20 protein-coding genes are annotated in these 24,004 nt (G+C 42.3%); 18 read left to right on the top strand and 2 right to left on the bottom strand.

Annotated elements, in window-relative coordinates; translation table 11 throughout:
* Positions 1-49: 49 nt before the first annotated feature.
* The 3 genes from licT to IFU39_RS03480 all read left to right on the top strand — a co-directional run bounded on the left by licT (position 50) and on the right by IFU39_RS03480 (position 4,404).
* Positions 50-892, top strand: a complete 843-nt coding sequence (gene licT / locus IFU39_RS03490; RefSeq protein ID WP_192131281.1) for a BglG family transcription antiterminator LicT — start codon at positions 50-52, stop codon at positions 890-892.
* 107 nt (positions 893-999) lie between these two features.
* Positions 1,000-2,931, top strand: a complete 1,932-nt coding sequence (locus IFU39_RS03485; protein ID WP_192131279.1) for a beta-glucoside-specific PTS transporter subunit IIABC — start codon at positions 1,000-1,002, stop codon at positions 2,929-2,931.
* 42 nt (positions 2,932-2,973) lie between these two features.
* A complete protein-coding gene (locus tag IFU39_RS03480) occupies positions 2,974-4,404 on the top strand; it encodes a 6-phospho-beta-glucosidase (RefSeq protein ID WP_197997658.1) in 1,431 nt (476 codons plus the stop codon).
* A gap of 177 nt (positions 4,405-4,581) precedes the next feature.
* Here the strand turns inward: IFU39_RS03480 and IFU39_RS03475 are convergent, their stop codons facing one another.
* Positions 4,582-5,130, bottom strand: a complete 549-nt coding sequence (locus IFU39_RS03475) for a cysteine hydrolase family protein (protein WP_076331723.1) — start codon at positions 5,128-5,130, stop codon at positions 4,582-4,584.
* Between the two features lie 121 nt (positions 5,131-5,251).
* On the opposite strand from IFU39_RS03475, the gene IFU39_RS03470 reads away from it, so the two are divergent.
* The 7 genes from IFU39_RS03470 to IFU39_RS03440 all read left to right on the top strand — a co-directional run bounded on the left by IFU39_RS03470 (position 5,252) and on the right by IFU39_RS03440 (position 13,935).
* Positions 5,252-5,692, top strand: a complete 441-nt coding sequence (locus IFU39_RS03470; RefSeq protein ID WP_076331722.1) for an Lrp/AsnC family transcriptional regulator — start codon at positions 5,252-5,254, stop codon at positions 5,690-5,692.
* A gap of 199 nt (positions 5,693-5,891) precedes the next feature.
* On the top strand, positions 5,892-6,185 hold the full coding sequence (locus IFU39_RS03465; RefSeq protein WP_076331795.1) for an ArsR/SmtB family transcription factor: 294 nt from the start codon (positions 5,892-5,894) through the stop codon (positions 6,183-6,185).
* Positions 6,182-8,653: an FAD-dependent oxidoreductase gene (locus IFU39_RS03460; protein WP_192131277.1), complete on the top strand. Its 2,472-nt coding sequence runs from the start codon at positions 6,182-6,184 to the stop codon at positions 8,651-8,653. The genes IFU39_RS03465 and IFU39_RS03460 overlap by 4 nt, the downstream gene beginning before the upstream one ends.
* A 449-nt stretch (positions 8,654-9,102) precedes the next feature.
* The gene (locus IFU39_RS03455; RefSeq protein WP_206759544.1) at positions 9,103-9,807 is read left to right on the top strand and encodes a response regulator transcription factor; all 705 of its coding nucleotides are present in this window, start codon (positions 9,103-9,105) and stop codon (positions 9,805-9,807) included.
* A gap of 41 nt (positions 9,808-9,848) precedes the next feature.
* Positions 9,849-10,688: a sensor histidine kinase gene (locus tag IFU39_RS03450; RefSeq protein ID WP_062328998.1), complete on the top strand. Its 840-nt coding sequence runs from the start codon at positions 9,849-9,851 to the stop codon at positions 10,686-10,688.
* Positions 10,685-11,353 (top strand): response regulator, encoded by a 669-nt coding sequence (locus IFU39_RS03445; RefSeq protein ID WP_105598999.1) that lies wholly within the window; start codon positions 10,685-10,687, stop codon positions 11,351-11,353. The genes IFU39_RS03450 and IFU39_RS03445 overlap by 4 nt, the downstream gene beginning before the upstream one ends.
* 143 nt (positions 11,354-11,496) lie before the next feature.
* Entirely contained in the window at positions 11,497-13,935 is a 2,439-nt protein-coding gene (locus IFU39_RS03440; protein ID WP_244660902.1) for a heavy metal translocating P-type ATPase, read from the top strand.
* Positions 13,936-14,116: 181 nt separating this feature from the next.
* On the opposite strand, the gene IFU39_RS03435 is transcribed toward IFU39_RS03440, so the two are convergent.
* Positions 14,117-15,001, bottom strand: a complete 885-nt coding sequence (locus tag IFU39_RS03435; protein WP_105599001.1) for an SDR family oxidoreductase — start codon at positions 14,999-15,001, stop codon at positions 14,117-14,119.
* A 144-nt stretch (positions 15,002-15,145) separates the two neighbouring features.
* Between IFU39_RS03435 and IFU39_RS03430 the strand changes: the two genes are divergently transcribed.
* From IFU39_RS03430 to nikA, 8 genes are all read left to right on the top strand, one after another.
* Positions 15,146-15,469, top strand: a complete 324-nt coding sequence (locus IFU39_RS03430; protein WP_105599002.1) for a winged helix-turn-helix transcriptional regulator — start codon at positions 15,146-15,148, stop codon at positions 15,467-15,469.
* Positions 15,470-15,886: 417 nt separating this feature from the next.
* Positions 15,887-16,867, top strand: a complete 981-nt coding sequence (locus tag IFU39_RS03425) for an ABC transporter substrate-binding protein (RefSeq protein ID WP_105599004.1) — start codon at positions 15,887-15,889, stop codon at positions 16,865-16,867.
* A gap of 36 nt (positions 16,868-16,903) precedes the next feature.
* Positions 16,904-17,881, top strand: a complete 978-nt coding sequence (locus IFU39_RS03420; protein WP_105599163.1) for a FecCD family ABC transporter permease — start codon at positions 16,904-16,906, stop codon at positions 17,879-17,881.
* On the top strand, positions 17,878-18,663 hold the full coding sequence (locus IFU39_RS03415; RefSeq protein WP_192131269.1) for an ABC transporter ATP-binding protein: 786 nt from the start codon (positions 17,878-17,880) through the stop codon (positions 18,661-18,663). The genes IFU39_RS03420 and IFU39_RS03415 overlap by 4 nt, the downstream gene beginning before the upstream one ends.
* Positions 18,664-18,946: 283 nt before the next feature.
* Positions 18,947-19,873 carry an ABC transporter substrate-binding protein gene (locus tag IFU39_RS03410; protein WP_188310574.1) on the top strand — a complete coding sequence of 309 codons (927 nt, stop codon included), beginning with the start codon at positions 18,947-18,949 and terminating at the stop codon, positions 19,871-19,873.
* Positions 19,874-20,253: 380 nt separating this feature from the next.
* Complete coding sequence (locus tag IFU39_RS03405) at positions 20,254-21,060, top strand: nicotianamine synthase family protein (protein WP_105599164.1); 807 nt, start codon at positions 20,254-20,256, stop codon at positions 21,058-21,060.
* A gap of 14 nt (positions 21,061-21,074) precedes the next feature.
* On the top strand, positions 21,075-22,415 hold the full coding sequence (locus tag IFU39_RS03400; RefSeq protein ID WP_105599007.1) for an opine metallophore biosynthesis dehydrogenase: 1,341 nt from the start codon (positions 21,075-21,077) through the stop codon (positions 22,413-22,415).
* Positions 22,412-24,004: a nickel ABC transporter substrate-binding protein gene (nikA, locus tag IFU39_RS03395; protein WP_105599008.1), complete on the top strand. Its 1,593-nt coding sequence runs from the start codon at positions 22,412-22,414 to the stop codon at positions 24,002-24,004. The genes IFU39_RS03400 and nikA overlap by 4 nt, the downstream gene beginning before the upstream one ends.

Genomic DNA, 24,004 nt, shown 5'->3' with positions numbered 1-24,004 from the left:
TCGAGATGTGCGGGTGGGTCTTTTTATTTGTATTAAGGGGGGAAATGAGATGATTATTCTTAAGATCCTTAACAATAATGTGGCGGTTACACAAGATAAATTGGGCCAGGAAGTCATTGTGATGGGCAAAGGAATTGCTTACCAAAAGAGAATAGGCGATGCTCTTGACGAGCAAAGCATTGATAAAATTTACTCCCTTTCTACCAAGGAGGCATTTATCAAATTCCAGGAACTTCTGACGGAAATCCCTTTAGATTACTTCGATGTTGCGGATAGAATCATAAATTTCGCAAAAATGACGCTAGGCAAAAAACTGAATGATAGTGTATATATATCGCTCAGCGACCATATTTTCTCAACCGTAAGCCGTTTTAGAGACGGAATCTCCCTCAAAAATGCTTTACTTTGGGATATTAAACGGTTTTACGCGGATGAGTATAAGGTTGGTTTGAAGGCGCTTCAATTCATCAAGGAGTCTTTTGATATTCAGTTTCCGGAAGATGAGGCTGGTTTTCTTGCTTTGCACATCGTCAATGCGGAGGATCGCCAAGAAAGTCAGGATATCTACAGAGTGACTAAAATCATTCAGGAAATTAGCGACATTGTCAGGTATTATTTTCAAATTGAATTCGATGAGCAATCCGTAGCATTCTATCGATTTATTACGCATCTGAAATTTTTTGCTCAACGATTAATCAGTGGAAATTTGCATGAGAATGAAAGCGATCAGGATCTTCTGGATGTGATAAAAGAGAAACATCAGAATGCGTTTCGTTGTGTCGGGAAAATCGAAACCTACATCAAAAACAACTACAATTACAGCCTTACGGGTGAAGAAAAGCTGTATTTGACGGTCCACATTCAACGTGTGGTGTATAAGACTCGATCATAACGTAACTATGAAAGGAGGTGAGGGTTTAAAAGCAAGCCAGGATGGTGACATTAAGTTGGCCAAACCCTTCACTATGCTGTTTCAGCTAGAATATGGAGGAGAACATAATGGGAAAATATCAGCAGTTAGCGGAAGAGATTGTGAATCAATTAGGGGGATCAGATAACATCGGTGACCTCACTCATTGCGTTACAAGGTTAAGATTTCATCTGAAGGACGATTCCATACCCAATGATGAAGTTATGAAAAAGCTGGACGGGGTAGTAACTGTCTTACGTTCAGGTGGGCAATATCAAGTCGTTATTGGAAATCATGTTTCTGAAGTTTATTCGGAGGTTAGCTCACTGGTTAAACTGAATCCAGACAATACGAGTTCTTCAACCGAAAAAGGTGTTAAAAAGAAAAAGCCGCTGGACGCTTTTGTTGATGTAATATCAAACTTGTTTCAACCTATTCTCGGCATTCTATTAGCTGCAGGGATGCTGAAAGGCTTCAATACGTTGTTGAGCACACTAAATCTTTATACAACGGATAGCGGGGCATATATGATCATTAATACCATGGGGGATGCTATGTTCATGTTCCTCCCTGTATTTTTGGGATATACATCTGCTAACAAGTTTAAAGTACAACCCTTTATCGGTATACTCATTGGATTAGCTATGTGTTACCCCGCTATTCAGTTGGATGCCTTGGCAGGATCCAGAGAGCCACTTTACACGCTATTCAGCGGATCTGCCTTCAGTTCTCCAGTTTATCTGGATGTGTTCGGCGTTCCATTGATCAGTATGAACTACACATCCACTGTTCTCCCAATCATCATCGTAGTTTACTTTGCTTCTAAAGTTCAACGTACGCTGGATAAAATTGTTCCGAGTGCGGTTAAATTTTTCATGGTACCGATGGTCACGGTGCTGATTTCCTTATCCTTGGGCTTCTTATTGATCGGACCTGTTGCGAGTTATGCGTCTGAATTGATTGCTCAAGGCATACTGGTGGCACGAGACGCAAGTCCATTATTTGCAGGATTCCTTTTGGGGCTCTCCTGGCAAGTACTTGTCGTGTTCGGACTGCATTGGGGACTCATCCCTTTATATATTAACAACATTACGAGCATGGGTTACGACACCATCATGGCTTCCGTCTTTGCAACATCATTTGCCCAGTTGGCCATTGTGCTTGCAATTATCGTGAAAACCAAGGATAAAAAGCTTAAGGCTCTTGGCTTCCCTTCGGCCATTTCTGCATTGTTTGGCATCACTGAACCTGTCGTTTACGGTATTATCCTGCCGCGCAAGAAGCTGTTTATTATGAGCTGTATCGTTTCGGGTGTTGCCGGTGGATTTTATGGACTGTACAACCTTAGAGAGTTTACTTTTGGTGGATTTGGTATATTTGAGTTTTTGACGATGTTCGACCCTAATGAACCAGGCACGTCTAATATTATGATTGCCATCATTGGTGTAGTGTTTGCCATGGTTGTCTCGTTTGCATTAACACTCGTCATGTTTAAGGATGATAAGACGGAAGCTGACTCTACTACATTGTCTGTAGATCCACCTCAATCGATGTCTAAGACTGGAAAAAAACATACGATGCTCAGTCCGATGAACGGGGAGATCATTCCGATTAAAGATGTGCAGGATGGGGCTTTCTCGCAAGAACTACTTGGCCGAGGGATTGGAATTCGTCCTTCTACAGGCGAGCTGTTTGCCCCCTTTGCCGGAAGGATCGTTACGCTATTCCCGACCAAACATGCCGTTGGAATAATTTCGGATGAAGGAATGGAAGTATTGATTCACATTGGTTTTAACACCGTTCGGTTGAAAGGAAAACACTTTGAAAGCTTCGTTCAAGAAGGGGACATTGTGCAACAGGGACAGAAACTGGTCGAATTTAACATTGCTGAGATCGAGAAAGAAGGATACTCCTTAGAAACGCCAATGATTGTTACAAACACGGAGAATTATCTGGAAATCGTCGAGACCAAAGAAAATAAAGTGAACGCAGGCGATGTGCTGCTTACAGGCTTGTTGTAAGAGAATAATTATATATTTTATAAATAGAGGGAGACGATAAATTTGGGATTTAAAGATGGGTTCTTATGGGGAGGAGCAACCTCGGCCAACCAATCAGAGGGAGCTTACAATGCGGACGGCAGAGGACTAGCAAACGTTGATTTGAGCCCGACTGGCGATGTGCGAGAAAGTGTGCTTATGGGAAAAACTAAAATGTTTGACTTTGACGAAAATTATTACTATCCTGCCAAAGAAGCAATCGATATGTATCACCATTTTAAAGAAGATATTGCCTTGTTTGCCGAAATGGGTTTCAAGGTATATCGCTTGTCGATTGCGTGGAGTCGTATTTTTCCCAAGGGGGATGAGACAGAGCCTAATGAGGCTGGGCTTCAATTCTACGAAGACTTGTTCAAAGAGTGCCAAAAGTATAATATTGAACCCCTCGTCACCATTACTCACTTTGATGTTCCAATGCATTTGGTCAAGGAGTATGGTTCATGGCGGAACAGAAAAATGGTTCATTTCTATGAAAGACTGTGTACGGTGATATTTAATCGTTACAAAGGCTTGGTTAAATATTGGATTACTTTTAATGAAATTAACATGGTCTTAGAAGCGCCATTTTTAGCAGCTGGGCTGTTCATTGAAGAACACGAAGACGCGGAAGCTGTAAAGTTCACAGCCAGTCACCATGAACTGGTAGCCAGTGCGTTGGCCACCAAAATTGCCCATGAAGTTGATCCGGAAAATATGGTAGGTTGTATGCTTGCTGCCAATGCTCCGTATCCTAGAACATGCCACCCACAGGATATATGGAAAGCGAAGCAGGTTGAGAACCAAAGCTACTTCTTCATTGACGTTCAGGTGAGAGGTGAGTATCCTGCGTATACCCTCAAAGATCTTGAGCGCAAAAATATAGTTCTCCCATTCGAAAAAGGGGATCAGGAGTTACTAAAACAGCACACCGTTGATTTTATCGGATTCTCGTACTATTCTTCCAGTGTGGTTAGCGCTGATCCTACACAAACGGATACGATTGGAGGCAATTTGTTCCCCAGCTTGCCTAACCCCTACTTGAAAGCTAGTGACTGGGGCTGGCAAATTGATCCACTCGGTTTGCGGATTACGATGAACAACATTTATGATCGATATCAAAAACCTTTATTCATCGTAGAAAATGGGCTCGGTGCTGCAGATATAGCGAATGAGAACGGATATGTTGAAGATGACTATCGAATTGCTTATCTAAGCGAGCATATTCAGGCGATGAGAGATGCTGTCGACTACGACGGCGTTGATTTGCTTGGGTATACTGTCTGGGGACCGATTGATATTGTGAGTGCCAGTACTGGCGAAATGAAAAAAAGATATGGATTCATTTATGTTGACCGGGACGACGACGGTCAAGGAACATTAAAACGCTCCAAAAAAAAATCATTCGAATGGTACAAGAAGGTTATTGAGTCAAATGGTCAGAATCTGGATGTTTAATTCATAATAAGGTCAACATAAACAAAGGTCACTCCCACTTTGCTTGACAGAGTGGAAGTGACCTTATGTTTTCTACTTTTATTATTTTACAATAAAATAATTTTGCAACTGGTTGCGAAGTTTTTCACCTTCAACTTTGATCTGAACTATTGTGCTCTGTAATATCGTGTTTATTTCTTATTGCGATGTGAAATCTTCAGTCGATTTCACATCGCAATACATGCCATTAAGTGCGCCGACAAAGGCATAATGGACCTGTTCAGCTGGTACGACCTTATTTTGATAGGATAGCTCTCTCGTTGCACATGCATCTTCAATAAGTGTTGTTTCATAGCCGAGATCCACTGCAGCTCTAACGGTTGCATCAATACACATATGTGTCATCATCCCTACAACCACTACTTTGGTTATTTCTTTCTCTTTAAGTTTGCTTTGTAATTCGGTATTCAAAAAGCTGTTAGGGGAGTGCTTTATAATAATACTTTCATTTTCTAATGGTAGAACAGCCTCATGTATTTTTACACCTTCCGAATCTGGAAGAAAGAAACCAATCGCTGGGTCACTTGCGATATGTTGAACATGGAAAATATTATCCTTGTGGTTTTTTCTGAACCAATCAAGCACTTTTGCAGCATTAGAAGCTGCTTTTTCAGGATTGCTTAATTCCATCTTCCCATTCGGGAAATAGTCATTTTGAATATCTACAATAATTAGAGCTGTGCTCATTATTCTCCACCTCGTATAAAATATTTTGTTACACTATAATCATAAATCGAATTGTAATTTTATTCGATAAGTTAACGAAACACTTTTGTCCTAAAAAAATTCATGGTGAAAGGAATTTATTATGGAACTTGATCATATTGATTTTCAGATCCTTCGGATACTATCTGAAAATGCACGTATCCAATGGAAAGAATTAGGTGAACAGATTCATATGACAGGGCAAGCAGTAGGAAATCGTATAAAAAAACTTGAGGAAAGTGGTGTTATAAAAGGTTATTCTGCAATAGTTGATGAAACGAAAATGGGACTAACCTTTACAGCTTTTATCATTTTCTATATGAAAACAGCTAACCATCATTCGTTTATAAGATTAATGGACGATCGAAGGGAGGTATTAGAGGTTCACCGCGTATCGGGAGAAGGCTGTTACCATTTAAAAATTAAAACTAGCTCTCAAGAGCAATTGAATCGTTTTCTGGACGATATTCTTGAGTATGGGAATTATACTTTACATCTATCTATACAAGAAATAAAAAAACAGAATTCTATAACTACTACATGACTAAACGTATTTAATTTTCTATAAGTAACAACTAAAAAGGTATAATTCCTCGTTCAATGTGTTTTATACCTTTTCTCAGAATAAAGCGCTGCGTGATGAATGTGAATTTAAGAGAGCACATTGACATAAAAACCGTTATATCGTAATATTACGTTATAACGGTTTAGGAGGGATACTTTTGACCACACCCGCTTTTGATATGAATACTTTAAAACAGTTCGACGAACCCGCTAATCTGCTGAAAGCTTTATCTCACCCGATTCGTTTATGTATTGTGCGTGGACTGATGCAAAAAAAGAAATGTAATGTTTCATATATGCAGGAGTGTCTGGATCTTCCCCAATCAACCGTATCACAGCACTTGCAGAAGCTTCGCAGTGCCGGTATTGTCGCTACAGAACGGAATGGTCTTGAAGTGAATTATGTGCTTGCCGATCAACGGGTCGAACAGATTATAATTACTTTGTTTGGAAAGGAAGACTGTGAATCATGAGCAAAAAAATACTGATTGTTGGCGGTGTAGCTGGGGGTGCATCTGCGGCTGCACGGCTGCGCCGTCTGGATGAACATGCCGAAATTATTATCTTTGAGAAAGGCCCCTATATATCGTTTGCCAATTGTGGTTTACCTTATTATATTGGTGGCTCGATTGATGAGCGAGAGCGTCTGCTGGTACAAACACCAAAAGGGATGGCAGATCGCTTTCGTATTGATGTGCGTACAAAAAGCGAGGTCATGGCTATTGATCCGCAAAAACGTACGGTTCGAGTGCAGAGCCAAGAGCGTGGCCATTATGAAGAAAGCTATGATGAGTTAATTTTGTCACCAGGTGCAAAACCAATGGTTCCCGATATACCGGGTAAGGACAATCCACTGATTTACACCGTACGTAGCATTCCTGATATTGATCGTATCAAAGAACAAATAAATTCATCTAACAACCGATCATCAATCGTTATAGGTGGTGGATTTATTGGTGTTGAAATGGCAGAAAACTTAAAGGAAGCTGGATTGGAAGTAACGTTAATCGAGGGTAATGGACAGCTACTCACCCCATTTGATCCTGAATTAGCAGCAGCTTTGGCCCAGGAAATGGAGCTGAATGGTGTTAACATGCTGTTCTCCCAGCGTGTTCAGGGATTTCATTCCCTTGAGCAGGGCATTGGAGTAGAGCTTGCTGATGGTCATGTTCTGACAGCTGACCTGGTTATTCTTGCGATAGGGGTAACCCCGGATACATCTTTTCTGAAAAGTAGCGGCGTTTCTCTGGGCACACGTGGACATATCATTGTAAATGAAGCTCTAGAAAGCAGCGTGCCACATATTTATGCAGTTGGCGATGCCATCGAAGTAACTGAGACCATTCATGGTACGAAGACAGCTATTCCACTTGCCGGACCTGCCAATAAACAGGGAAGAATTGTTGCTGATCGAATTGCCGGACTTAGTTCCACATACAAAGGAACACAAGGTACGTCCATTATCAAAGTATTTGGAATGACAGGAGCAACTACGGGGAGCAATGAAAAAACACTAAAGCGTCTTGGTGTTGATTATAGAACCGTAATCGTGCATCCTGCCTCTCATGCATCGTATTATCCAGGTTCCAGCGCGATTACTCTTAAGTTGCTTTTCACACCGGAAGGTAAGATTCTAGGTGCACAAGCAGTCGGTTATGACGGAGTGGATAAACGGATTGATGATATTGCTGTAGCCATACATTTTGGCGGTCATATCCGAGATTTAACCGAGCTTGAACTGAGTTACGCCCCACCTTATTCTTCTGCAAAAGATCCAGTGAATATGGCTGGGTACGCAGCAGAGAATATTACAGCTGGACGTGTTCAAACGTTCACCTATGATCAGCTGTCTGAGCGCAAGCCAGACCAGTCTATACTACTGGATGTTCGCAGTGCTCTGGAGCATCGTAATGGGAATATTCCGGGTTCAATAAATATTTCAGTGGATGAGCTTCGTCAGCGGTTAGATGAACTAGACTCATCCAAAGATATCTGGGTATACTGTCAGGTTGGTTTACGTGGATATACGGCTTCGCAAATCCTGCGTCAGCATGGATTTAGCGTGAAAAACTTGAGTGGAGGCTATAAAACAGATCGCCAAGCCCAGTTTAAGCCGGCTCCATTTTCTCCTGCAAAACCAGATCATCATGAGCCTGGGCTAGGCGTGAAGGAATCAGGGCCAATTCCCACTGCTTCGACTGAGCCACAGCGTATCGATAATGAGTTGAATGTATGCGGTTTAAGTTGTCCGGGTCCGCTGATACAAGTGAAGCAGAAAATGGATCAACTATCGAATGGAGAGACCTTGCGGGTTAAAGCTTCCGATCCAGGATTCTATGAAGATGTGAAAGCATGGGCAACCATGTCTGGGTCCGCACTCTTACATCTGGAACGAATCAAAGGCGGAATTATTGAGGCTGTCATTGCCAAGAATTCAGTAAAACCCATTTCCGATTCGCCTAGCCACCATGATCCCGCTAGCACGATGGTTGTCTTTAGCGGCGATCTAGATAAAGCCATTGCCTCTCTTATTATTGCAAATGGAGCTGCAGCAAGTGGACGTAAAGTAACGATGTTTTTCACATTTTGGGGATTGAATGTTATTCGGAAGCATCAGACGCAGCCTGTATCCAAAACCATGATTGGCCGGATGTTTGATATGATGCTGCCACGTGGAAGCAAAAAGCTTGGCATGTCCAAAATGAATATGCTTGGTGTTGGTCCAAAAATTATCCGTGGCCTGATGAAAAATAATAACGTTCCGTCTTTAGAAGAGTTGATAGAGTCCGTCATTGCACAAGGGGCTGAGTTGGTAGCCTGCCAAATGTCCATGGATTTAATGGGCATTCAGCGTGAAGAATTAATAGATCAAGTTACAATTGGTGGGGTCGGTTACTATCTGGGAGAAGCATCCCAAGCTAATCATAACCTGTTTATTTAAGTCAATTCCTACTTTCAAAGAACACCAAATGACATTGTCTTAGAGAAGTTAGAGGGTAAGCGTAGAGACATGCTTTCCTTAATCGCATTATCTGTATTACCTGAAAAAAGGCCGAAAAGTGGTTTCTGTCATGCACAGAGAGCTGCTTTTCGGCCTTTTTGGCCAATAAGAACAAATACACAAGAGAAGAGCGATATATCGCGTACAGTTTTGTAGCAGATCCTACTTTATTCTTTCATTTATGTATCTAGGACTTGTTGTAAACCGGTTATCAGGTATGTTCATGATTTGTTTACATTTGAACGATATTACATGTTTCTGATAGCCCTACAGAGCCATTCAGTTAATGGACAGATGCAGTTATGATTTTCAGTAAACCTGTGACATCAAGTTCTGTGGTTCATGCAATGGAGGGGAAGCAAGTGGCCAATATTCACAAAAAAATTTTATTGATAGACCATGAAACTAGAATTCGAGTGCTGATGAGAAGGTATTTGGAAAAAGAGGGTTTCATTGTAGACGAAGCCTCCAGTGGAGGCCAAGCCATTCAGAAATGTTATTTAAACAATGGAAATTACGATCTGATGTTGCTTGATTTATCGTTGCCCGATATGAATGGGATTGAGATCTGCAAATATATGAAGCACAACTATCATGAGATTCCGATCATCATGTTGTCTGAGTATTCCGAAGAAAAGGATCGAATCGAAGGTTTCAAGGCAGGAGCCGACGATTATGTTTCCAAACCGTTCAGCCCCAGAGAAGTTGTCCTGCGTATTCAAAGTATTGTGGCTCGCACACAAGGAATCAGCTTGCATGATTTTAAAAGCACATCAAGCAACGAGGTCCTTATTGACGAGATTCTGATCCAACCTTCTGCTCGGCGTGTTTTGGTTCAAGATAATGAAGTACATCTGACGCCAAAAGAATACGAATTACTCTATTTTCTCGCTACACATCAGGAAAGAGCGTTTTCCCGAGAAGAATTGCTTATCCAAGTATGGAAGTCATCTCACAAAGAAATTTATGATCAACGTACTATCGATACTCACATCAAACGATTGCGCGAAAAGCTTTTTGCCCAATATTCAAAAGGAAATGAGATCATTCAGACTTTATGGGGATACGGATATAGGTTCCGGAGTCCGGAGTGATCGCCATCTTAAATTGGATTACAGATTGTGAGGAGTAACCTATGTCTTATAAACAAATCAAATGGATGATTCTGTTCATTCCAACTTTCACTGTTGCCATCTGGGAATATGTCAGACATCAATTCCTTTTACCCTATATCTCAATGGACTTAGGCAATTGGTTAACTCCGGTTCTAGTGTATGTCGTCAGTATCACACTATTAACCCAACTATTTCGCATTTTAGAAAAAATACAGAAGGAATTGGAAACGGAACGCTCCGAAAAAGCTGCGCTTGAAGCACGCGAACAACTGGCACGAGAGCTTCATGATGGGATTGCTCAATCCCTTTTTTTGCTGTCAGTCAAGGCCGAAAAGTTAGAAAAGGGAAGTAACGAGAAACAGCAGGAACAGAACATTTTGTCCATCCGCAAAACGATTCATGAAGTGAACCGTTATGTAAGGCAAGCGATCACCAATCTTCGTCTCGATCGGGATGTAAGTCAATCCTCCACGCCAATATCATCAACACTTGTGGAACAAGTTCATGTCATGGCCAAGGACGTACGTACGCAAATCAATATTCATTGGGAATTAAAAGATCACCAGCTAGATGAAAAAGAAAAGGTTGAACTGCTAGCCTGTATTCGAGAAGCGCTCATCAACATGAACAAGTATGCTTCTGCCACAGCAGGATCAATTACAGCGATAGGAATGAGCCATAGCTGGAAGGTTACAGTTAAGGATAACGGAAAAGGGTTCGATGGCGATCCGTTTGCCAAAAAAGGAAAATTCGGTCTACGTATTATGAAAGAACGCTGCAATGAGATGGGATGGATCATGAACATGTATCGAGAGGACAGAGAGACGATCGTTGAGATTCACAAGGGGGCTCTAACATGACATTAACCACCACAACAAGAGTCTTGGTTGTTGATGATCATGCACATGCAAGGGAAGCTATCCGTGAGATTTTGGAAATGGATAACCACTTTAACGTTATCGGTATCGTCTCTAACGGTCAAGAAGCAATCGACTTCATGGAAAAGTGGCTTCCAGACCTTATTTTAATGGATATTCAAATGCCAGTCTTGGATGGACTGGAGGCAACTCGCAGAATCAAGCTTACGTTTCCTTATGTGAAAATTGTCATGATAACTGTGTCGGACGATATGCTTCATTTGCTGGAAGCTCTAAAACGCGGAGCCCAAGGTTATCTGCTTAAAAATCTGGAGCCCTCGACATGGCTAGAGTACTTACATTCAATTATTAACGAGGAAGCTCCCTTGTCAAGGGACGTGGCTTATCAAATTCTAAAGGAAGTCAACGTGATCGAACACAAGGAACCCATTGTTAAACTGACAACCAGGGAGCTGGAGATTTTATACGGAGTGGCAGCTGGATGGACGAATAAAGAGATTGCAGGTAGATGTGATATCTCTGAATACACGGTTAAGAATCATCTGAAAAACATATTACAAAAGTTGCAGTTACAAAATCGCGTTCAACTTACACGTTACGCATTGGAACAGGGGCTTGTATCGGAGGCCAAACGACATCCGGAATAAAACGGTAAGAATTTCATGTACGGCTAACGTACAGATAAGGAGAGGCAAAATTTATGCACAATATTGATAGCAGCTCCACGTCAGGGCAACCAACAAATGCAAACGATGCTGGACATCGCCAAACTACGCTTCAGATTACAGGTATGACTTGTGCATCATGCTCAACCAGGATCGAGAAAGCACTAACCCGCTTGAACGGTGTTAGACAGGCGAATGTAAATTTAACTACAGAGGAAGCAACGGTAGCATATGACCCCGCTTTAGTAGATATTCAGTCCCTTCGCAATAAAATAGATAACTTAGGCTTCGGAACTGCTTCGACTTCCGTTGACCTAAATATTTCAGGTATGACTTGTGCAGCCTGCTCAGCACGCATCGAAAAAGGCCTCAGTCGTCTCCCGGGGGTGACGCGTGTGAATGTAAACTTGGCTCTGGAGTCAGGGCATGTAGAATTTGTAGCTGGAACACTGAAAGGTTCCGACCTCATTTATAAAATCAGGCAACTGGGTTTTGAAGCACGTATAAAAGCTACAGAGGCAGAAGCTCTATCCATGAGGGAACAGGAGATTCAACGCAAAAAATGGAAGTGGATCTTGTCAGCCGTCCTGTCTTTTCCCTTATTATGGGCCATGGTGTCACATTTCTCGTTCACATCTTGGATATGGGTTCCTGATGTATTTATGAATCCACTGTTCCAATGGCTGCTTGCAACGCCCATACAGTTCTATTTAGGATCACAATTTTATAAAGGTGCATATATAGCTTTGAAAAATCGAAGTGCCAATATGGATGTGCTCGTCGCACTTGGGACAAGTTCAGCTTACTTGTATAGTTTATATTTAACATCGCTAACTAGTACCGGTGGTACATCTGGTCATAATCATGGAGGAGGCGTCCCGGTGACAGAGGTTGTAAACACGGCCACTCAAGGACCTGTTAATTTGTATTTCGAAACCAGCGCCGTGTTGATTACATTGATATTGCTCGGTAAGTGGCTGGAGGCTCTGGCTAAAGGAAGATCTGCGCAATCTATTAAAAGCTTGATGCAACTGGCTCCGAGAAGTGCTCGGGTTCTCCGAAACGGTGAGGAGACAGAGCTTCTTCCCGAATATGTACTCGTTAATGATCTAGTCATCGTGAAGCCTGGCGAAAAGATTCCTGTGGATGGGATTGTTGAGGAGGGGGCTTCCTCCGTAGACGAGTCGATGTTAACCGGAGAAAGTCTGCCTGTGGATAAGAAGTTTGGCGATCGTGTAACCGGTGCGACCTTGAACAAAAATGGACGTCTTGTTATTCGCGCAACTCAGGTCGGTGCTGATAGTGCGTTATCCCGGATCATCCATATCGTGGAACAAGCACAAGGATCGAAAGCTCCGATCCAACGCGTAGCTGATTCAATTTCAGGGATTTTCGTACCTGTGGTCGTAGGCATAGCTGTGGTAACCTTTATATTGTCATTGATCTTCGAAAACTCAGAAGGATTCAGCGCTGCTCTAGAGAGAGCAATTGCAGTTTTGGTGATTGCCTGCCCATGCGCACTGGGCTTAGCTACACCAACATCCATAATGGCTGGTTCGGGGCGTGCTGCCGAATATGGTATTTTGTTCAAAGGTGGGGAGCATCTGGAGACTGCGCAACACATTCAGACGGTTATTCTCGATAAAACGGGCACTGTTACTCACGGAAAACCAGTTATGACCGATGTAATGTCTGCACCGGCTTGGTCAACCAACGAACTGTTGAAGCGGGTTGGGATTGCTGAGTCTAGCTCTGAACATCCTCTCGCCCAAGCGATTATAGAGGGGATCAGAGACAAAGATATAAAAATCATGTTCACGCCAGAACAGTTTGAGAATATTCCGGGATCTGGCGTACGTGCACGTGGTTACAACCAGGATATTCTCGTTGGAACACGCCGACTACTAGCCGATGCTATGGTGCAGATTCCTACAGAAGCATTGGCCTATATGTCTGAATTGGAGGGTCAGGGAAAAACAGTAATGCTCGTGGCAGTAGACAATGAATGGGCTGGAATGGTTGCTGTTGCGGATACCGTAAAGGAAACATCTGCACAAGCGGTTAGCCGGCTTCAAGCGATGGGAATCGAAGTGGTGTTAATGACTGGTGACAACGTACACACAGCTCGTGCTGTTGCAAGCCAAGTCGGGATCACCACAGTCATTGCATGCATTCAACCGGAGGAAAAAGCTGCTGAAGTAGAGAGATTACAGCACATGGGGCAGATTGTAGCCATGGTAGGTGATGGGATTAACGATGCGCCCGCTTTAGCGGTGTCTAATATCGGCATGGCCATCGGAACAGGCACTGACGTTGCCGTAGAGGCTGCGGATGTTACACTCATGCGCGGAGATCTCAACAGTGTTGCAGATGCTATTGAATTAAGTAAAAGAACGATGCGAAATATTAAACAGAATCTTTTTTGGGCGCTCGCATACAACGTAGTAGGTATTCCTATTGCTGCCATTGGTCTTCTGGCTCCTTGGCTGGCTGGTGCAGCGATGGCATTCAGTAGTGTGTCAGTTGTACTTAATTCATTACGTCTTCAAAAAATGAAACTTTAATTACGTTAATAACCTGGTGAGTCATTCCGTTTTGTAGCTCCAAAGACTGATTCAGAGAGAGACAACATAAAGTGTAGGGTGGCTGATAAAATAATCTCTCAGGGAATGTACTATAGCACATTCCCTGAGAGATTAAAGTATTATTGCAACGAATTCTAGAGCGATGTTACTGGATCTATTCTTAAGAACCAAAAATTGTTTTTACATGCGGTTGTTGCAACCAATCCTTCAGCGAGGTCAGTTGGAGATCAGGGACAACCACGCGATCTTTCACGTCATAATAGTTCAGGGAATCAATATTAGCTCCAATCCAACGATAGAAGCCTCCAATACCAGCTGCTTGGTCCGCCCCCATTACTGGAGAGAGAGCTGTTTCAAAATCATCATAGTTCAGGAAATTGAAGGTTATATCTTGTCCCAACGCTTGCGTAAAGCGCTCGCCGAGTTCTGCACCAGTAAGTGCTTCCGGACCTGGAGCTAACAGCACTTGTCCTGCCAGCTCAGGATGGGTTAGCGCATAATAATGATATTGCGCTGCGTCTTCGGAGCTGATCCATGGGATCGGTTTATCTGCTGGTACAGGGTAGAAGAGCATTCCATTATTGATCAGACCCGGAATCAAGAAGTTTTCCATATAGAGTGTGGGTTTTACCAAAATAGTTGGAATACCACTTTGTTGTACGTACTCGATCAATTCTCGTTTTACATCCAACGTTTTGGTGTCGGTTGGCTGTTCTGGTAAAAATCCATTCGAATTCACAACGATCAATTTAACGTGCGCTTGTCGCGCAGCTTCAACGGCATTTGTAATTTGCTGCTTCATTAATGCTGTGTCATACTCAATTGGCATATTCAAGAAGACTTTACTAACACCGCTGTTAACATCTTTCAACGTTTCTGGTGCAGACAGATCACCTACAAATGCCTCTATACCTTGCTCTTTTAAAGCCGTTACGTTTTTGTCATGACGTGTAATGGTGCGAACAGCTACCCCTTTGGAGGTTAACAATCTTGCTACGGCTCCACCTTGTACCCCTGACGCTCCATAGACTAATATCGTTTCCATATATACAACAGCTCCTTATAGTTACATTCATTTGTTCAGTATCGAACTAAATGTTATATTTATAATAACTAACTCACAAACTTTATGTAAGTACGCACATTCGGGATATCAGGTATCTCTTGTGATACTTTTGGAGGTAAACTTATGGAGATCGAACCACTGGAAAATTGCAGTACTTGTCCGGTTGAATTTGCAGTCAATGCAATCGGCGGCAAGTGGAAAATTCTGATTTTGTACCATTTATTGAATAAAGATATTATACGGTTTAACGAACTACAAAAATCGCTCTCCACGGTGACACATCGCACACTTACGCGTCAATTGCGTGAGCTTGAAGAAGGTGGGCTAGTGAACCGCGTTGCTTATGCTGAAATGCCTCCTCGTGTCGAATACTCACTAACAGATAAAGGACATAGTCTCACACCGATTTTGTTACAATTGCAAAACTGGGGTCTACAGCATATGTAAGCACCTTGAACACAAGATAACACCATTAAATTCGCTGTAATAGCGACTTTTCCTATTATAAGGAGCCGGTATTATTTATACTCATATCTGAATTAAACTGATATCTAAAAGATGCCCCCCAATGATCAAATACATCATTGGGGGGCATCTTTTATTCAAATCATGTATAAAGAGAGCTTTTTTCAGGTATAAGAACCAGGTTCACAAATTGTTTGAAATTATACCATTTTGTCTCCCTCGAATAGCTCAACTGAGCCATTCATCTATTATAAATCTAAGGATAAGCTTATTTAAATGTGAGAAAGAAGGCTTCCTCGTAGATGAAGCGGCTAGTAGCAGACAAGCCATCATAATTAAAGTGTGAACTAGGGATAAATACGGCTTTAAGAAAAAAGATCTAAAAAGGGGAGAAAACTGATGAAGGATCGATTTAAATTTACAGTCTTTATTTTAATCATGCTGGTAATTGTAAGTGGTTGTCAAAATACTTCACAACAACAAGAGAGCAACAGAGAGGAAGTTACTATTAATCAACCATCTGAACCTTATCTAACTTTTAAAGACTTTGACGGGGAAACCGTTACACTCCAGGATAAACCTCAAAATATTGTGATCTTGAATGAGCAAGTTCTTTACTCCTTCTATCAAGTTGGAGGGAAAGCAGTCGGTGTTCCGACTCCCTTTAACATTGAACCGCCTAAAGAAGCGATAAAAGTACCGAAAGTAGGTTTTATGCACGAAGTTAATATGGAAAAGGTATTAGAGTTAAAGCCTGATTTGGTGATTGGCCAGCGCTTTGACCATGGTAAATTCAGAGAAACTTTCAAAGAAGCTAATATCCCTTTAGCAAATCTTAACACCCAATCTATTGAAGACATAAAACAGAATACGATTTTGATGGGGAAAATTACAGGTAATGAACCAAAAGCGGAAGAGCTTGTAAATAAGATGAACTCAGAGATCAATCAAGTTATCGAGCAGATTCCAGATGAACAAGAAATGCATACTTATGCCATACTAACCGTTATGGGAGACACTGCATATGTTGAACAGAGTTCAACAATAGCAATAGATATTGCAGATCAGTTGAAACTGCGTAATGCAACAGTATCCATAGATGGCGAAGCTTTTGCCGGATATATCCCGTTTAGTATGGAAGAGATGGTGATGATCAATCCGGATTATCTCTTTATTCTTTCCCACACAACGAATGATGAAGCTAAAGAAATGATCGAAAACAACTTCAAATCAAATCCAGCCTGGAGCTCACTTTCAGCCATTTCAAATGACCAAATGTATTTTCTTCCAAAAGATAAATTTGTAATGGCTCCTGGTGTTGATGTTGCCGAATCCTATAAATATATGGCAGACTTGATCACTCCAAGTCAAACGAATTAGATATTTATGATTGAGAATAATCAGTTAAAAAACAGGATGAGCTGGAAACTCTTCATTATTGGACTTTTTATGATCTTCGCTATACTTAGCGTCATAATCAGTTTAGCTTTTGGAGCTGTTTCTGTAGATGTACGGTCCATTTTAAGTGTTTTACTTGGCAACACAGATTCGGACTACTACACGATTATATGGAATATTAGACTGCCACGTACACTTGTAGCCGTTTTTGTAGGCATTAATTTAGCTCTTTCCGGTGCATTATTACAAGGGGTTATGCGTAACCCTATGGCTGATCCCCATATTATCGGTGTTTCCTCCGGTGCAGGTTTATTTGGGACAACCATGCTACTGGTCTTCCCTGCCTTCTCACATTTGTTAGTACCTGTTGCATTTGTAGGAGCATTGACATCAGCCTTATTGATCTATTTGCTCGCTTGGGACAAGGGCGTATCTCCTATGAGGATTATTCTTGCTGGAGTTGCAGCTTCTGCTTTTTTAAATTCTGGAGTCTCAGCACTGTATACATTTTATAGTGACCGCATACAAGGAGCGGTTTCCTTTATGGTAGGAAGTCTATCCGCAAAAAGCTGGGGGCATGTGGAGACGATCATTCCTTACAGCATTATTGGATTAATATTGGCATTGTTAAGCGCCCAACGTATGAATGTACTGTTACTCGGCGATCCAGAATCAAGATCACTGGGACTAAACACGGAGGGTTATCGTTTATGGTTTATTGCTATAAGCGCGCTCCTTGCTGCCAGTGCTATAAGTATTGTGGGTCTACTCGGGTTTGTTGGCTTAATTGTTCCTCATGCTGCAAGGATTCTTGTGGGGAATGATTATCGGATATTGCTGCCTGCTTCAGCGCTGCTGGGAGTGACCGTTCTGTGTTTATCGGATACCATTGGCCGTGTTGCCTTCGCACCAATTGAGCTGCCAGTGGGTATTATTATGGGTGTGATAGGCGCTCCATTTTTCTTATATTTGTTACGAAAGAAGAGAACGATATGACACTAGAGACAAAGAATGTTCATATTGGATATCATGAAAACGAGGTAATTTCGGCTCTAAACCTTCGGTTTGAAGCAGGAAAGATCCACAGTATTCTTGGACCCAATGGCTGTGGTAAAAGTACACTTTTAAAGGCGCTGGGAAAGCAAATTCTGACTACGGATGGAAAGATTTTATTTAAGAATAGTGATATCAATACATGGAGCAGAAAAGCTTTTGCCAGAGAATTAGCTTTTTTAATGCAAGTACATGAGAGTAATCCCGAAGTTACTGTTAGACAGCTCATTGAGTATGGCCGTTTCCCTCACAAAAGGAAATTTGAACGATTAAATCAAGAAGATCAATTCATTGTTGATCAAGCCATCTCACTTACACATTTAGTGGATTTATCAGAAAGAACAGTAGATACCTTATCTGGAGGAGAGCGCCAGAGAGCATGGATCGCAATGGCACTAGCTCAACAGCCTGCTATTTTGTTATTAGATGAACCTACCTCTTACCTGGATATTCATCACCAGTTTGAGATTATTGAACTAATTAAACGCTTAAATATCGAACAGGGCATCACAATCATCTTGGTGCTACATGATATTAATCAGGCAGCCATGATCTCTGATCAAATCATTGTGCTTCAAGCTGGAGAACTTTATGACCATGGTGCTCCTCAAAATGTTATTACACCAAAAATGTTACGTGATGTTTTTAAAGTTGATGCTGAAATAGATATTTCTTCTGATAATGAATCGATCTCTGTCTATAACTTTCAACTATTCAACGAATAAATAAACACAAAACAATCTCTGAATAAAAATCAGAGATTGTTTTGTGTTTATCATTGTATTTTAATTCGCGATAGGTTTTAAAGTGCATATACGTCTGGAGCAACGGCAACCATCACAGGATGTTCACGTTTTGGGCAGCTATATAGCTCGAATGAGCCTTTGCTCAGGAATATGTTTTATATACGATAAGATAGGATTTATGCCTCATATCTGGAATATAAAAAGATGGGGATTTACATAGAAAAAATCGATTGTTATCATCTGGATTGCGGCCTTACTTAGCTTGACTGCTGCTTGTGGCACAGACGCGCAGCAGGAGCAGGTTTCATCCAGCCCGGCTGCGGGGGACAAGCAGCAGAATGAGACAAATACAGGGGATTCGGAACAAGCTGCCAGCCCCTATCTCACTTTTCAAGATCTGAATGGTTCCACAGTCACCTTGGAGAAAAAACCTGAACGCATCGTTATTCTGAACAACGAACTAACTGAATTGTTCTATCAGGTTGGCGGCGAAGCCATTGGAATAGCAACATCAGCTGGTGTTGCTATTCCTGCTGAAGCAGCAGATGTGAAGCAACTTGGCCTGATTAACAGCATCAATCTGGAGGAAGTCCTCCAATTAAAACCTGATCTGGTCATCGGTCAACCGCTCTTTCACAAGGATCTGTCCGATACTTTCGCTGATGCTGGCATCCCATTCGCCATTTTGACGGTGAAGTCCATTGAGGACATTCGCAGTAATGCCAAGTTGTTCGGACAGATCATCGGCAAAGAACAGGAGGCTGAAATTGCGATTACAGACATGGATGCGAAACTTGACGCTCTCACAACAGATTTATCAGCGAACAAGCCGTCTTATGCAATCATAACCCTGATGATGAACACTGCGTCTATGCAAAAATCGACCAGTATCGCGCTGGATATTGCGGAGACGCTACACATGAAGAACATTGCTGAAAATCTTCCTTCTGGCAAAATGCCAAGTTCAGTACCCTTCAGTATGGAAAAGCTGGTTGAACTGAACCCAGACTACCTCTTCTTCGTGGTTCATGGGATGGATGAGGATGGGCAACGCATGATCGAAACCCAATTGGAGAGCAATCCAGCCTGGAGTTCGTTGCAAGCGGTGAAATCGGACCGCCTCCATGTTTTGCCGCCTTCCATGTTTGTTACAAATCCCGGCTTGAAAGTGTCAGAATCAGTAAAGTAAATGAAGCAACTGGTGTATTCGCCAGATCCAGCGAAAAAATAAAAATATGTACTGATGAGAGTCCGTAACCGCTATATTAGCGGCTGCGGACTTTTTAACTTGTGTAATATCACAATGTATCTCTATTTGAGAAGATGTATTGACACAGAGCAGCATGCTGGATATTTATGTATTAATATGTTAGAAAGCATTGCAATCTGCTTTGATCTCACAAATTAGACACAAAACGACTATCACTATAGCTAGATTGAGCTATATGGAAAAAATATCTTTTTATGTACACTATGAATAGCATAATGATAGCGCTTTATTTGCAACTCTGTTTATACTCCAATGAATAGGGATTGATGATGTTTCTAATCCAGAACGGAGGAAATACATTGAAAAGTAAATATGCCTTCTTACTTTCCTTGAGATCACTTGAATACGAGATTAAGCAATTAAATGCCTATGCCAAGGAACATGAAGAGTGTTTCGATCTTTTACAACTGAAGCTGGATTCGCTTTGTCAATTTATGACGTTGGAGGAGAACGACAGACAGTGGCTTGCGTGGGGAAGTCAGGAGGAAATCCAGTTATATGGCACGCAACTTCGCGAAACATCTGTGCAAGCGTTATGTGAAATGGAAAAGTATCAATCTGCTCTTGCGATTGAGAATCGTTTGAATGTGAGTGAGTATATCGAAATACTCTCCACATCCGTCCGAAGCGAGCTTCGGGATTTCCAGCTTGATCAACGCTCCAAAGTTCTTTTTATTGGTTCAGGTGCATTTCCTCTCTCCGCATTGACCATTGCTCATGAAACGGGTGCAGAAATTGTATGTCTGGATATCGATCCAGAGGCTGTTGAAAAGGGGAGAAAAGTAGCCGATACCTGGGGACTTGCCGACAGAATTGTTTTCTCTGGAAAACCGATCGAGGAGTTGTCTTTTGTGAGTGAAGCAACACATATCGTCATTGCCTCTCTAGTTCGCAACAAACTGGATATCTTGAATGATCTCAAAGGAAGAATTCAACCCGACACCCGAATCTTGATGCGCTATGGTAATGGACTGAAATCACTTTTTAATTACCCGGTTGAAGAGGAATTGTCTGACGATTGGCAAAAAACTTCGATTTCTGCAGGGAAAGGCTTCTATGAAACAATGATTATTGAACCGAAGCACAGTGTCATACAGGGAAGGTGAGGAGATTGGACAAGATGCAAGAAACATCGGCTCTAGGCAATGTATTGATTGTTGGTGGAGGCCCGGCGGGTATTCATGTTGCCGTGGATCTGTCCAAAGGTTGGTCTCATCGGATCGGTGTGGCGAACCGGAAGGGAATACACGCAGAGCGACTTCTAACGGAGCTTGAAGAGCACGAATTCCACGTATCCACAGAGGTTCTGGTCGAACGTGCCAGACATCTTTCGGCAACTGCCCGCCTGGACAGGTTTTATGCAGGATTCGACACGATAGAAGATGATTGGCAAACCATTGTTTTGTGTGTTCCCTGTCACAGCTACGTTGATGTCATCCGTGAATTAAAGCTGGATTACAGGCTTGAGGTTAAACGAATCATTCTCATCTCTCCGGGCATAGGCTCGAACATGCTTGTTCAAGAAAGTCTCGATGCAGTTAGAGATCGCATAGAAGTGATCAGCTTCTCGACATACTATGCAGCTACTAAATTTGACCCGGCTGCTGCTACTCTCCTGAAATCTATCGTCAAAGGCTTGAAGAGAAAAATTCACATGGGTTCCAGTCGAGCAAATAGTCGTACGCTGTTCCACCTTCAAGACTTTTTCGCCAGTTTAGGCATTGAAGCTGAACAGACCCCGCATCCAATTGGAGCCGAAAGCAGAAGCATTACGACCTATGTGCATCCACCGTTTTTTATGGATTCATTTTCGTTAAATGAAATCTTCAGCCATACTCGTTCCACCAAATATATGTATAAACTATACCCGGAAGGACCCGTTACACCTGGCACCATCCACAGTATGGTCCGGCTGTGGAAGGAAATTTCCTGCGTGCTTGTGAAGTTTGGAGCGGAACCGATGAACCTGCTGAAATTTATGAATGATGACAACTATCCTGTCCAGGAGCAGTCACTCTCCAGATCAGATATCGAGGGATTCGTTCAGTTTGATGAACTTCATCAGGAGTACTTACTGTATATCAGGTACGCCTCGCTCCTCATTGATCCCTTCTCCAGCCCGGGCAAACAGGGTCAATATCGTTCATTTGCAGCTGTACCTTACCAGCAGGTAAGCCTGGATCATGAAGGGAAATGGGTTATTCCGCGTATTCCTTATGAAGATTACAGAAAATTAAAACTGTTATACCATATTGGACAAACTTTGCAAATTCCAATGCCTCAAGCCAGAACGCTCATGCAGAACTTTGAGCATCAATTAGGGGCATTTATGAAACAACAAGGAGCAGATGCATTTCGTTCTGAACTCGTCCAGGACAACACCTTGGAGGAAGCGAAAATTATTATCCGTAAAATGCACACGCAGTATTTAAAGGGTAGAGAGGATGTTTTCAAATCATGAGTTTAGGAATTCGATCACAGCGTAGTAAAATCTTCTTTGGATTTATCTTGATATTATGTGCGGTCACCTTTCTGTCTGGATGTAGTCAGGCTAGTCGTTCCTCCGGTTCATCTAGCGAGGAAAATACGCCTGCTACATCCGTCTCTAAAGACATTACAATCATACATAGTCTTCCCAATGATACGCTGGATCCGCACAATACGTGGATTACGTTGCGTGCTGGTGTAACGGAAACATTATTGCGACTGGATGAAAATATGAAGATTTCTCCGTGGCTCGCAAGTGACTGGGAAACCAAGGATGATCGCACATGGGTCTTCTCGATTCGGGAAGGCATACAATTTCAGGATGGAACACCACTGGATGCTCAAGCGGTAAAAGCATCGTTTGAGCGTGGCATTGCCGACAGTAAAGCACTTGCCGCCGCTCTTAAAATCGCTTCAATGGAGGCGAACGGACAGCAACTTCAAATTACGACAACCGAGCCTTACCCGGCATTTCCTACAGAACTGGTGCATCCGACCACCAGTATTATCAGTGTAGCTGCCGAGAATCAAATGGGCAAAGAGGCATTCAACAATGCCCCGGTAGGAACCGGTCCGTTCAAGGTTACCAGCTTCACACCGGGCAGCGAAATTCATCTGGTGCGTAACGACGATTACTGGGATGGCAAGGCCAAGTTAAATGAGGTTACATTCAAATTTAATGCTGATGCCAATGTCAGAACGCTCGCTTTTCAGTCCAAACAAGCGGACATTGTATTTCATTTGTCTCCAGAGATGCTGACATCTATCGAAGCTGACAACGAGCTCAGCGTTAGCTCGGTTACGAGCTTGAGAACACATTATTTTACCTACAATCCTGCAAGTTCAAGCGTCAGCGATCACCGTGTTCGAGAAGCCCTGGACAAACTGATTGACCGGGATTCGATTGTACAGGATATTATGCTTGGTCATGCTTCACCAGCCAATGGTCCATTTAATGCTTCACTTCCTTTTGGCAATAGAGAAGGGTATCAGAAACTGGACGAAGCAGGTGCACTCCGGCTATTGGAAAGCGCAGGGTACACCAAAGGCTCAGATGGGAAATTTCAAAAAGATGGAAAACCGTTGACATTAAAACTGATTGCTTTTACCGGCGTGAATCCCGAGCTGCCGCTGATACCGCAGGTAGTTCAGTCAGAAGCAGCCAAAGCGGGTATTACGATTGAAATTGTTTCTGTAGAATATCCTGAAGTATACATCGCAGATCATACCGATTGGGATATGTCTACATCGAGTTATTTGACTTCCCCAAGAGGAGACGGAGGCTCATTTCTGAATTCCGCATATGTTCCGGGTGGCTCTTACAACCCTGCCAATATTCAAGTCGATGGATTGGAGCCCATTCTGAAGGAACTGAATGAGACAGGTGATACAGAGAAACGAAACGAGATTACTCAGCAGGCAGTGACAGTGATCAACAAGGCTTTGCCTCATTCCTATATTATCAATCCCAACATTCTGGTGGGGATCAATCAGCGGGTAACCGATTGGAAACCTGGAGCAGAGGAGTTCTATATCGTAACGCATACACTGGATGTGAAGTGA

This window comes from Paenibacillus sp. CFBP 13594 (assembly GCF_014842675.1).
In the GTDB taxonomy this organism is placed as follows: domain Bacteria; phylum Bacillota; class Bacilli; order Paenibacillales; family Paenibacillaceae; genus Paenibacillus; species Paenibacillus amylolyticus_B.
Note: the sequence above shows the minus strand (reverse complement) of the source record. Positions and strands in the feature narration are given on the sequence as shown.